The organism is Moorena sp. SIO1G6 (genome assembly GCF_010672795.1).
Taxonomy (GTDB): Bacteria; Cyanobacteriota; Cyanobacteriia; order Cyanobacteriales; family Coleofasciculaceae; genus Moorena; species Moorena producens.
In genome coordinates this window covers 1-11,361 of the sequence record NZ_JAAHFZ010000099.1, presented here as the reverse complement: position 1 = coordinate 11,361, position 11,361 = coordinate 1, and the positions used below count along the sequence as shown (strand labels likewise).

The 11,361-nt window shown below is 43.7% G+C and carries 13 protein-coding genes; 11 read left to right on the top strand and 2 right to left on the bottom strand.

Annotated elements, in window-relative coordinates; translation table 11 throughout:
• Positions 1-119: 119 nt before the first annotated feature.
• Entirely contained in the window at positions 120-302 is a 183-nt protein-coding gene (locus tag F6K63_RS35225; protein ID WP_287314765.1) for a 4-Cys prefix domain-containing protein, read from the bottom strand.
• Positions 303-1,182: 880 nt separating this feature from the next.
• Here F6K63_RS35225 and F6K63_RS35220 point away from each other — a divergent pair.
• From F6K63_RS35220 to F6K63_RS35205, 4 genes are all read left to right on the top strand, one after another.
• Positions 1,183-1,374 (top strand): hypothetical protein, encoded by a 192-nt coding sequence (locus tag F6K63_RS35220; RefSeq protein WP_287314763.1) that lies wholly within the window; start codon positions 1,183-1,185, stop codon positions 1,372-1,374.
• A gap of 114 nt (positions 1,375-1,488) precedes the next feature.
• Positions 1,489-2,040, top strand: a complete 552-nt coding sequence (locus F6K63_RS35215; protein WP_287314761.1) for an NUDIX hydrolase — start codon at positions 1,489-1,491, stop codon at positions 2,038-2,040.
• Positions 2,033-3,457: an FAD-binding domain-containing protein gene (locus F6K63_RS35210; protein ID WP_287314759.1), complete on the top strand. Its 1,425-nt coding sequence runs from the start codon at positions 2,033-2,035 to the stop codon at positions 3,455-3,457. The genes F6K63_RS35215 and F6K63_RS35210 overlap by 8 nt, the downstream gene beginning before the upstream one ends.
• Before the next feature lie 25 nt (positions 3,458-3,482).
• Positions 3,483-3,803 (top strand): hypothetical protein, encoded by a 321-nt coding sequence (locus F6K63_RS35205; RefSeq protein WP_071103169.1) that lies wholly within the window; start codon positions 3,483-3,485, stop codon positions 3,801-3,803.
• A gap of 42 nt (positions 3,804-3,845) precedes the next feature.
• Here F6K63_RS35205 and F6K63_RS35200 read toward each other — a convergent pair whose 3' ends face one another.
• Positions 3,846-4,043, bottom strand: a complete 198-nt coding sequence (locus F6K63_RS35200; protein ID WP_083373597.1) for a hypothetical protein — start codon at positions 4,041-4,043, stop codon at positions 3,846-3,848.
• Positions 4,044-4,227: 184 nt separating this feature from the next.
• Here F6K63_RS35200 and F6K63_RS35195 point away from each other — a divergent pair, with 184 nt between their 5' ends.
• The 7 genes from F6K63_RS35195 (at position 4,228) to F6K63_RS35165 (ending at position 11,254) form a co-directional block, all read left to right on the top strand.
• Positions 4,228-4,374 carry a hypothetical protein gene (locus tag F6K63_RS35195; protein WP_287314756.1) on the top strand — a complete coding sequence of 49 codons (147 nt, stop codon included), beginning with the start codon at positions 4,228-4,230 and terminating at the stop codon, positions 4,372-4,374.
• 315 nt (positions 4,375-4,689) lie between these two features.
• Positions 4,690-5,385 carry a hypothetical protein gene (locus F6K63_RS35190; RefSeq protein WP_287314755.1) on the top strand — a complete coding sequence of 232 codons (696 nt, stop codon included), beginning with the start codon at positions 4,690-4,692 and terminating at the stop codon, positions 5,383-5,385.
• 3 nt (positions 5,386-5,388) lie between these two features.
• The gene (locus tag F6K63_RS35185; protein WP_287314753.1) at positions 5,389-6,222 is read left to right on the top strand and encodes a GUN4 domain-containing protein; all 834 of its coding nucleotides are present in this window, start codon (positions 5,389-5,391) and stop codon (positions 6,220-6,222) included.
• Between the two features lie 22 nt (positions 6,223-6,244).
• Positions 6,245-8,818: an SPFH domain-containing protein gene (locus F6K63_RS35180; protein ID WP_287314751.1), complete on the top strand. Its 2,574-nt coding sequence runs from the start codon at positions 6,245-6,247 to the stop codon at positions 8,816-8,818.
• A gap of 293 nt (positions 8,819-9,111) precedes the next feature.
• Positions 9,112-9,873 (top strand): hypothetical protein, encoded by a 762-nt coding sequence (locus F6K63_RS35175; protein ID WP_287314749.1) that lies wholly within the window; start codon positions 9,112-9,114, stop codon positions 9,871-9,873.
• Between the two features lie 303 nt (positions 9,874-10,176).
• Positions 10,177-11,004 carry a hypothetical protein gene (locus F6K63_RS35170; protein WP_287314747.1) on the top strand — a complete coding sequence of 276 codons (828 nt, stop codon included), beginning with the start codon at positions 10,177-10,179 and terminating at the stop codon, positions 11,002-11,004.
• Positions 10,997-11,254, top strand: a complete 258-nt coding sequence (locus tag F6K63_RS35165) for a hypothetical protein (RefSeq protein ID WP_287314746.1) — start codon at positions 10,997-10,999, stop codon at positions 11,252-11,254. Before F6K63_RS35170 ends, F6K63_RS35165 begins: the two co-directional genes overlap by 8 nt.
• The last annotated feature ends 107 nt before the right edge of the window (positions 11,255-11,361 follow it).

Sequence of the window (11,361 nt, the reverse complement as noted above, 5' to 3'; positions counted from 1 at the left end):
CTTTCTCGTGGGTGCAGCAATTTGAGGCAGACGTGTCATTGAGAGAAATTCATTCAACCTCAGCTAGTTTAGCATCTATGTAATCTTAACTTTTTCTCTCTTTAGATTTTCTTTACGAATCAGCTCTGATCACTGTTGTGATCAAGTACCTCATAGGTTTTACCGAAAGCACCTTTGTCACTGAGTAACCCAATCACGCGATAGCGTTCTGCCAAGAGTAATTCTGAACCACAGGCTTGGCAGAATAGGGTATCTTCTGTATTGTAAGGTTTAGAACAGTTGGGATTAATCCACCAAGTCATGGTTCCCTAGCTACGAGCTACTGATACAAGCTACTGATATGAGCTACTGATATGAGCTACTGATATGAGCTACTGATATGAGCTACTTAAGCGATCGCAAAACCTCAAAAATCTTCGAGGGACACAAGCGCGATGGCACTTTACTTTAGTTTTGGGTTGCCAGTCCTGCTTCATCCCAAAACAACAGAGGTTTTGAACAGATGTTTTGATTGGTTTTTCCACCACCAAACTAATCGACAGGTTGTTAATAATAGCCTAAGGATTTAGTAGTCTATTGATAGGCTTAAAGCCAAGGTAGTTTAAACCCATTGGCTGTAGTATAACCACAGAATCCACGGGGTTTTAACCCGTGGGGATGTCAATCTAATTATTAGCTTAGTCTATTAGGTATTGTTTGTCATGCCAATTTGGCATTTGTTGCTGATCACTTGAAAAGGATGACAGTTCTTTACCTTACCAAAAATCCCTATATAATTTCTTGCCTCTTGCCTCTTGCATTTTGCCAATACCCAAGCGCGACTATGTTCACAACTCAACTAAAAATGCTATATAACGGTATCACTACTATAACCAAATACAGCTAATTTTAACTCCGTTTAATTACTGATAAAAATCTAATTATTATGAAATAATAAAGATATCGCTATTAACGATTTTTAGGATAGATTATCAATCTTAAATTATTAATATTAAACCTTAGACGGATGTAAAATAGCCAAGGTAGTAACAGTTAGTTCTAAACAGCTGGTAACATTAGTTACTGAATTCCTAAACACAGATGGGACGACAGCTTAAAAAACTGGAGTTTAAAAAACTGGCATCCGGGAAGCAGTCACCCTGACTCTAGGTCTGGTAACCATTAGCCTCAAGCTGAAAGCCCATGGGGGAAAGAGCCTTGGTGCTTCCCTGGCACAAATTGCCCGGATTGGGTAGAATCAGTGACGGGATTTGCGATCGCAGGTCAGCTATCAGCTATCAGCTATCAGCTATCAGCGAACAGCGATTAGCGCTACGCGCACGCTACACCGAACAGCTATCAGCTATCAGCCTTTGGCTGAGCGCTGACCGCTGACCCTTATCAGCTATCAGCCTTTGGCTGACCGCTGACCGCTGACCGCTGACCGCTGACCGCTGACCGCTGACCGCTGACCGCTGAATGCTTAATCCTTAATCTTTCATACTTCTTATGCTACCTGGTCAAGAACCCCCAGAACTCCTGAAAAAACACCTATTTTTCCAAGGAAGACGATTTAGCTTTGAGGTGAATTCTCTACGTCTTCCTAATCAATCAGAAGGGCAATGGGAATGTATCCGTCACCCTGGTGGTTCCTTGGCTGTACCGGTAACAGCCGATGGCAAACTGGTACTAGTACGGCAATATCGCTTTGCTGTTAGTGGGCGTCTTTTGGAATTCCCTGCTGGTACGGTAGAATCCCATGAAAGCCCAGCTGAAACTATTAAACGGGAGATAGAAGAAGAAACTGGCTATCGTGCTCATCGCTGGAAATCTTTGGGTAAATTTCCCCTTGCTCCTGGCTATTCTGATGAGTACATTTATGCGTTTCTGGCGGAGGATTTGGAGAAATTGGAAGCCCCTCCTAAGCAAGATGATGATGAGGATATAGAGGTGCTTTTAATGACACCAAAAGAGTTAGAACAAGCTATCTTGGAGGGTGAGCCAGTGGATGCTAAATCTATTTCCAGCTTTTTTATGGCTCGCCCGTTCTTGAATGACTAACCTGATTCTATTCTGGCATCGTCGTGATTTACGCATTTCTGACAATGTGGGACTAGCTGCTGCTTTTGAGCTAAGTCCCAAGCTTGTTGGTGTTTTCTGCCTTGACCCTACTATTCTAGAGCGCGATGATATTGCCCCAGCAAGAGTAACTTATATGATTGGCTGCTTAGAACAATTGCAGCAAAGTTACAGACAAGCTGGTAGTAAACTATTAATCCTACATCAAGACCCTAGGCAAGGAATTCCTAATTTAGCTGCTGCTCTGGAGGCTAAAGCGGTTTGTTGGAATTGGGATGTGGAACCTTATTCTAAGGAACGGGATCAAGAGGTAGCAGCAGGATTGAAGGAAAAGGGTATTGCTGTCTATAACTATTGGGATCAGTTATTACACGCACCAGGAGACATTTTCACTAAGTCTGGCAATCCCTATAGTGTCTACACTCCTTTTTGGAAAAATTGGCAAGGTCAATCTAAGGCAGAACCTGTAGCAACTTTTACTAGGGTTGAATCCCTGACGGAAATAGAACAAGAGAATGCCCTAGCAGCAGGGGTGATTGATTTACCTAGTGCTATAGATTTGGGGTATGTCTGGGAGAATGAACTGTTAGTGCCACCAGGGGAAAAGGTAGCCCAAGAGATACTGGAGGAATTTTGCGATCGCACTATTGGGGATTATCACGAACAACGTAATTTCCCAGGGGTGGATGGTACCTCGAAACTTAGTGCTGCTCTCAAGTTTGGTGTGATTGGGATTCGCAGGGTTTGGCAGGCCGCTCAGAATGCTTATAATTTGAGTCGCAGTGATGAAGCTCGCCAAAGTATCCAAACTTGGCAACAGGAACTGGCTTGGCGGGAGTTTTACCAACATGCTATGTATTTCTTCCCAGAATTAGCACAAGGACCTTATCGCCAGAAATTCCAAGATTTTCCCTGGGATAATAATCCAGAATTCTTTCAAGCTTGGTGTGAGGGCAAGACTGGCTACCCGATCGTTGATGCTGCGATGAGGCAGTTAAATCAAACCGGATGGATGCATAACCGCTGTCGGATGATTGTTGCTAGTTTTCTGACTAAGGATTTGATTATTAATTGGCAGTGGGGGGAAAAGTATTTTATGCAGCGGTTATCGGATGGAGACCTTAGTGCTAATAATGGTGGTTGGCAATGGAGTGCCTCTAGTGGGATGGATCCTAAACCATTGCGAATTTTTAACCCAGCTAGTCAGGCTAAAAAGTTTGACCCGGACGGTGAGTATATTCGGGAATGGTTACCGGAGTTGAGTTCTGTGGATACGGAGTATGTGGTAACTGGGAAGATTCCTGAAAGCGGACGCGAAATGTGTGGGTATCCAGCACCAATTGTCGATCATAATCAGCAGCAGCGTCGGTTTAAGGAATTATATAAGGAATTGCAGTGATGCCAAGGCGTTGCTTAATAATGGAATGATTTTAAGAGTAGGTGCGCGCCTCCTAGGCCGGGGAACCCGGCCTTGGGTCGCACCTGTGGAATGGGCATCAGGCGTGGAACTGGCATCTTGTGTAGAACTGGCATCTTGCCAGTTTCCTCCTTATTTTCGAGCGGGCAGGATGCCCACTCTACTCCTATTGATTCCAAGATTCAGCAATGCCAATGCCAAAGGTGGTGCGTTACGGGGCGGATGCTGTTGGCGAAATATTTCGCGAACTTACCAAGAAGCCCTATCAGGCCTCACCCCCAGCCCCTCTCCCAACCTTGGGAGAGGGGAGCAGATTACGGCAGAATAAGGGTTTCACGAATTCGCCAGCAGCGTCCGCCCCTAAGGCACCCTACGTACTCTCTTCTTGATCCATGGGCAGACCTATATCAAAAAAAAGGACAAACTTGGCATTAGGCATCAGAGGTTTCAGAGCCTGTAAATAGTTCTTGGCATCGGAACGGTTATGGAACCGAGCGAAAACTACTGGTGGCCTCCGTGGCAATAGCCGGATCATAACCCATGGATATAGGCATGGACGATAAGACATAATATTAGGTTATCTCCTTTCAGGGGGACCAAGAGCCAGCCTTGAGCCTAGGAACATCCCTAGGCTGGCTCTTACCGTGGATTTTATGTCCACAATTTGATTATATCACAAAAAATATTATATTATAGCATATTGTGAAAATTTTTGTAAAAAATTCTTGAGGTAGTCGGGAGCGGTGCGACCCGTGGCGAATTTAATTCGCCAACGGAAAGCGCACCGAGGGAATCGGGAATTGGGAGTCGGGAGTGGTCAGAAGCGGGAAATCGGGAGAAGTTTCCCGGGAATTATTGTGTATTTTGATACATATGGGGAGAAGTTTATACAATCATGAAAGTACCTACTCGCCCCTTTGTAAAAAACCTACCCTTGTAAGGAACCCGGCCTTGGGTCGCACCTATCGGCAAAGCCGACGCGGGGCGCGTTCGGGTCGCACCTAAAAGTTGACTACAACAGCTTTTCAACTTGTATCAATCTCCTAACCTTAATGCCCAGTGCTTTACCTAATCCAAAAGCCATAGGCCAAGAAAATGACCAGCACTAGTGGTAGAGTGATTGGGAGTCGAGAGTTCTACCTTAATTGGAAAATAGAAACTAAATATCCCATCTTTTACCTGCAATCCAACCCATAACGTAGGAATTTAAAGCTGTGATTTCTTCAATTTTTTACCAGAGGCTGCAAGATTTGGCAGATAACATTGCCAAAGACCAAGAATTGCTTAAAGACTACGAGGACGAATTGCGCTATACCAACAATCCTCGTGACCGAGCTAACTATCGCAGGGAAATTGAGCGACAGCGGGAGTCAGTTGCTAAATACCAACAGGAGTATGAAGAACTGAACCAGGAGTTGAAGGGGTCTCAATCTGTTCAGATGCAGAAAGTAGAAAGCCAGTTGCAACAGATGCATGCTAAGATGAACATCCTGTTGAGCGGTCAGTTTGCTATCTACGAAGACCTTAAGAAAACACGTCAAGCCTTACTGAACCGCTATGGTTCCACTGAACAGGTTGTGATTGGAGCGATCGCTGAGCAGTTAGATCAAAAGGAACTGGTTTTGACCCAGAAGCTACTAGATGCAGTGGAAGCCAATCAGGTGCCAGACCAACAGATGCAGCAGATGCTAGCTTTGCTAGAGCAGCGTATTCCGGCTTTACCCAGCTCTGAAGTAGAAACTGTTGGTGACATCATCAAAGATCCAGGCATGGATTTTAAACATAGGTTGAAAGTTGCTCTGCCGATTGTGCCAATGCTTGTGGAGTACGAAGGTGAGATTGAACTCGGAAGCGGATTCAACATCAAGTCGGCTTGGGAGCAATTGGTGGCTAAATTACAGAGGAACTAAACCGTGGATGAACGTCAGTACCTCCTAGAAGCAATTAATAAAGATCTTGCTTTAATCAAAAAAATTGAAGATCGGCTACGCTGTGAGGATGATCCACGCCGCCAACTTAAGTTAGAAACCGATAGTGAAGAAACTTGGCAAAAAATTCGTGAGCGAAAAGCTCATCTAAGCTCTCTAGAGCAAGAAGAACTGAAAAAAACAGTCTCATATTTACGGTTGCCTCTAGTTAAATTAGATCCGTTACCTTTACCTAAACCCCCGATTCTGGATGAGGACTCCAGTTTAACTTCACAGTCAAGACCACCGGAGCAGCCGCCAGTTGTTAATCCACCGGATGAAAAACCTCGCGCTAACTATAGCCAACTCCGCGAGCTTTTGGCGGCAGGAAAATGGAAAGAAGCAGACTTGGAGACAGCTAGAGTTATCCTCGAAGTTGCTAACCGACTACAGGATAAAGATGCTTGGTTAAGAGTTATAGATATCCAAAACTTCCCTTGCCCAGACCTTTGCGTAATAGATCAACTCTGGAGAACATTTAGTCAAAATAGATTTGGCTTTACTGTGCAGAGGGATATCTGGCTGAGTCTTGATGGTAAACGGGGTGAATTTGATGAGGATAGATTTTCTTGTAACTTTAGTAAGTGTGTAGGCTGGCGTATAAAAAATAAGTGGATCGAAAACTATGATGACTTTACCTTTACTTTAAATGCTCCAAAAGGACATCTTCCATCTTTACCATTAACTAATCCCAGGGATCCAATTAAACTGAGGAGGTTGAAGGATAATTTCACAGGTTTATTGTCTCGCGTAGAGACTTGTTGTTTAAGGCAAGTATAACTTTAATTTTGAGGTAACAGTAATGATTAATATTGGTCCAAATGAATTTGGCATTGTGCGAAAAAAATTTGGTGCCCAACTCCCCCCTGGCCAGCATATAGCTCTCCATGGAGAAGCAGGTTACCAAGCTGATATTCTCCCCCCTGGAATATATTTCCAGTATATTTCTTGGCTGTACGAAGTTCGTATAGAAAAAGCGATCGAAGTTCATCTAGGAGAAATTGCCCTAGTGGTTGCTAAAGATGGAGAACCAATTCCATCGGGACGCATTTTAGGTAGAGCTGTGGACTGTAACGATTTCCAAGATGCCCGTGCATTTTTAGAAAACGGTGGCGAAAGAGGTAGGCAGTTAAGTATTTTGAAAGAGGGAATCTACCGCATTAACACTGAACTGTTTACTGTCATTACTTCCGCAAATGCTTCCCAGCACAACATGAAGCCTAAAGATTTGCGGCTCTGTGAAATAGACTCAGACAAGATTGGTATTGTTACCACTAAGGATGGTCAACCAATTCCAGTAGGTGAAATTGCTTGCCCCTACATTGAGGGACATAACAAGTTTCAAGATCCACAGCAATTCATTGACCGTGGTGGTTACAGAGGTTTGCAGGAGGAGTTTTTAACAGCAGGATCTTGGAATCTAAATCCCTGGTTTGTTGATGTAAAACTAGTCCCTTTGACCAAGATTCCCACGGGAACAGTGGGAGTAGTGATCTCAAGTGTTGGGAAAGATCTTCAACAACCTGGTAATCACTTAGTTGAACGTGGATACAAAGGGATTTGGAAAACCCCCCTCTCTGCCAGGATTCATCCTATTAACACTGAGGTTATGAAGGTTGTTATAGTCCCAACTCATGAAATTACACTGGATTGGTCAAATAAGGACAAAGATGCTACAAACTATGATGCCAATCTCCAAGCTTTAAAGCTGAGTTCCAAGGATGGATTTACTTTTTATATTGAGGTGACGCAGACTATTAAAATACCAGAAGAAAATGCTCCCCAGATGATTTCTCGTATTGTTTCTGAGGGAGCTACTCTATCCGAGCTAAAAACTGGAACTGATTCTGGTACTCAAAAATTTAGCTCTATCAAAAATCTTGTCAACAGGGTACTAGAGGCAATGGTTAGATCTCAATTTATCATTGCTGCCCAAGGTTACAAGTTAATGGACTTTAAAAACAACCACGGCGATCGACAAGATGATGTAGCAACAGAAATTAAACAAGCTCTTAGTGAATATGGGGTTGAAGCAGTTAAAACCTCCATTAGTGAGATTGATTTGCCCGATAATATAGAAAAGCTTCTCAGGGAGGGTTCGGAGATTCAACAGAGAAGCAAGAATTATGATGTAAAAATAGATGAAGAAAAAAAACGCCAAGAATATCAGCACAGAAAAGCAGTAGCGGATAGGCAGCCAGATATAGTTGATGCCCAGGTTAAAGCAGGATCGATTCGAGCAATAGGTCAAGCAAAAGCAGATGCCATCGGAGCTAAACTCAGTGCTGAAGTTCAAGCCCTCGGTGGCCCCGAATACTTTCTAGCTAAGGTCAGAGTAGAGAACTTGCCTCAAATTCAACTCCCTCAGGTCTTGATTGACTCTAGTGGAAGCCACTCTGGACTGCTTGATGCCTTCATCGCTCCCATGCTGCTAGGCAACCCAATAACTCAACTGCCTCTACTTCATCCACGTATTGGTGGTACGCAACCAGCACTATCTGCCACAGGATCTACAAAACCTCCTCAACTACAAGCTTCCCTGCCACGTTACCCAATTGTGTTGCTACTCGATACCTCTAGTTCCATGCCAGAGGAGTATCTCGAACAATTAGTCCAGGGAATTAATACCTTTGAACAAGAATTAGTAAAGGATGAGACAGTTTGCCGTTGTGTTGAGGTAGCTATCGTAACACTTAGCAATACACTTAGCAATTCTGCTAAAGTAGTCCAGTCTTTGACTACTGCTGGAAACTTTTCTCTCCATCAACTGGAGTTGAGCGGCACAGCAGCGACAGGGCGAGGAATTGAATTAGCACTGAAAATAATTGAAAACCGCAAGTCTATCTACAAAAACCAGAATCTGCCACTCTGTCCACCCTGGATAGTACTGATTACAGGTAGTGCTCCCAGTGATCACTGGCAGAATGCCGCCCAACGGGTGAAGCAGGAAGTGGCGGCAAAGCAACTCAACTTCCTGGCAGTGGGTGTTGAGGGTGCAGACATGGACATCCTCAATCAAATTTGTCCCCCTCAATTCCCAGCAACAAAGCTAGAAGACTGGAAATTTGTTCCCCTGTTCCACGGACTGGCTCACCAGATGAAACGAATTATCCATTACCAAGAGAAGGAAGCCTTGTTACAGGGATTGGTACAGGTTTTAGAACAAGCCAAGTCAGCCTTGAGTCCGGAACAAGCAAAGAAACTAGACGAATACACCACCAAGCTGATGATACAAGTTTCTAAGGAACAACCATCCCGCCAGGACTATACAGATAATGCAGCTGGATTATACAGAGAAGCTAGGGATATCGGAGAAGATGGCAAGCCGATTACAGAGCTGCTTCCAAATATCACCAAGAGATTAGGATTCAGCTAGGAACTAAAGTATATAGCGTTTTTATTTGAGTTGTGAACATATTTCCAAAGGCCAACAGGCAAAAGGCATGCATGCTAAAGGCAAGAGGGGCAAGAGAACCTCAGTTTTATTGTCCACAAAAAAAAGACCTCCTAGGTTTACATCTCATTTATAAACGCCCTTAACAATCCCTGTAGGAATTGTGATAATTTTTGATGCCATATTCCCTGTTCCCAGATCCGCTGTTCCCTTTGCTGTATAATTATTCAAAAAGATTTTGGGTGAGATAGTAATAGAATAATCTTGACTAGACGGTGGCAGTAATTTACATAGGCGATCGCAATACCGGCAAGACAGCCTTAGCAATTGAGTTAACTAACTCTAAATTTGACTATGTCCATATCCCCAACCAGAGTTACGACAACCTGAAGGCACTCTTCTTTGATGAAAAAGAAGACAAATTTCGACCCACACCAGTTGATCCAAGTAATGTCTATACCACTCGTTCCCTTGATGTAGAAGTAACGTTACCGGCTGGTCGCAAGACCATCTCTGTAGACTGGATCGATACTCCGGGGGAAGTCTGGCGCAAATCCTGGCAGCTGGATAATCCCCAACAATGGCAGCAGGTCTTGGCAGCAGTAAAGCAGAGCGAGGGGATTTTGCTAGTCTTGCCACCCTATCGGGAGATGCTATCACCCCAGGCTCCGGTAGACTTTTCGGAATTTCCTACTCAACAACAGTGGTGTAATCGATTTCAACGGTGGGTAGATTTTTTTCATGATGATTGCCCCAAGGTACGACATATTGTGATTTGTTTAAACAAAGCCGATCTATTTTGCAATTTAGAGCAAGAAGCCTTTCAGCTTGCCTATGATCCACTGCGTTCTCGGAAAAACTGGTATCAACGTAATAGCTATGTTTCCCAGCGCTACTTTCGACCAGTACAAGGTCAACTAGTAGCCATGACTAAACCTCCTGCGGGGGTGCCTGTGCGTTGTTTTATTACCAGTATTTATAATCGTGCTCTGTTAGAACTACCCTGGATTTATTTAGCCAGCTTTCTTGCTAGTTAGGAGGTAAGCTATCAGTTATCAGCTATCAGCTATCAGCTATCAGCTATCAGCTATCAGCTATCAGCTATCAGCTTCAGTTATCAGCTATCAGCTATCAGCTTCAGTTATCAGCTATCAGCTATCAGCTATTAGCTATCAGTTATCAGTTATCAGTTATCAGTTATCAGGTGATCTGCACGCTGAACAAACCCTTTAAAATAAAACACCTAAGCTTTGTTTAATCTTAGTTACGTCTACTGACCGCTGACCGCTGACCGCTGACCGCTGACCGCTGAATGCTTACGTTAAGAGAGGAATTACAAGATGGGAAATATCTTTGTTATTGGTCCGCGAAAATCAGGAAAAACTACTTATTTAGCTGGTTTGGCTTATTGGTCTAAGCGAAAAATGGCGTTTAACCAAAAGACGTTTAGCGTCCACCCCTTGAATGACGATGCTAAATATCTTGCTGAACAAGCTAAAAATATAATCGTGTCAGGAGATTCCTTAGAAGGCACAAGACTTCCTGTAGGAGGGGTTAGTGATTTACCTGTCTACTCCTTTGAGATCGAAGTGAAGAGAAAGCTGCATAAAAACGAAAGAATTAACCTAGTAGTTAAAGATGCTGCTGGAGAACTTTTTGACGAATTAGAATCAGGGTCTATCAAGCCTGAACACGAAGATTTGTTTCAAGAATTTTTCACTAAAGATGTAGGTGGATGTTTAATTTTTTTGACTGGGTGGCAAGGAGATAGTGATGATTATTACGCTCAAAAATTGAGTTTTTTTACTAAAAAAATCGATTTCTATGAAAGAATCAATGACTTACGGGTAGCGGTGGCCATCACGAAATGTGAACGAGGGGAACTGTGGCCGGGCAGGCTTGATCCAGGAGTTGACTTGTTTGATGTGCATTTACCACAAACAAAATTATTGCTGCAATCGGAGATTGCACCAGAAAACTTGCGCTTTTTTGCGTTATCAACCTTTGGGGTTTTGGGTAGAAATGACCCCAGACCTAATCGTATCAATGAACCAGGATGGGATGGAGAAATGTCAGTGCTGAGAGAGCCTGATAAATGGCAACCCTATAGTATATTTTCTCCCCTTTATTGGCTCAGTACAGGCAAAAGGATAGGAGTCAATGCTTGATAAGTGGTTAGGAAAAAACAAGTTAGGGAAAAAAATCCTGCCTAAACCAGCACAACTGAGTGCTAGTGTGCGGGTGATTGGAGACCGTAAATCTGGCAAAACTACCTACATGGCTGCCTTGGCTCGTTGGCCTGGAGCTGACCCCTCCACCAGTCCAGTGCAGACAGTAACACCAATTAATGAAGATGGGGAAGCACTAATCCACAAAGCCAAGAACATTTTAGAACAAGGTGCGGCTCGTTTTAGCTAGGAGCCTCTAGAAACTAGAGGGGTATGAGTTAAGGGATTCGCGGGGATAACCCCGAAATCCTAACTATTTCCTGGATGGTGGTGAAAACCCACCCCTTGAGGAGACAA

Bases quoted from the DNA above. Each gene is read 5' to 3' on its own strand.
- F6K63_RS35225 (WP_287314765.1), bottom strand. From the start codon at position 302: ATGACTTGGTGGATTAATCCCAACTGTTCTAAACCTTACAATACAGAA.
- F6K63_RS35220 (WP_287314763.1), top strand. From the start codon at position 1,183: ATGGGGGAAAGAGCCTTGGTGCTTCCCTGGCACAAATTGCCCGGATTG.
- F6K63_RS35215 (WP_287314761.1), top strand. From the start codon at position 1,489: ATGCTACCTGGTCAAGAACCCCCAGAACTCCTGAAAAAACACCTATTT.
- F6K63_RS35210 (WP_287314759.1), top strand. From the start codon at position 2,033: ATGACTAACCTGATTCTATTCTGGCATCGTCGTGATTTACGCATTTCT.
- F6K63_RS35205 (WP_071103169.1), top strand. From the start codon at position 3,483: ATGATTTTAAGAGTAGGTGCGCGCCTCCTAGGCCGGGGAACCCGGCCT.
- F6K63_RS35200 (WP_083373597.1), bottom strand. From the start codon at position 4,043: ATGTCTTATCGTCCATGCCTATATCCATGGGTTATGATCCGGCTATTG.
- F6K63_RS35180 (WP_287314751.1), top strand. From the start codon at position 6,245: ATGATTAATATTGGTCCAAATGAATTTGGCATTGTGCGAAAAAAATTT.
- F6K63_RS35170 (WP_287314747.1), top strand. From the start codon at position 10,177: ATGGGAAATATCTTTGTTATTGGTCCGCGAAAATCAGGAAAAACTACT.
- F6K63_RS35165 (WP_287314746.1), top strand. From the start codon at position 10,997: ATGCTTGATAAGTGGTTAGGAAAAAACAAGTTAGGGAAAAAAATCCTG.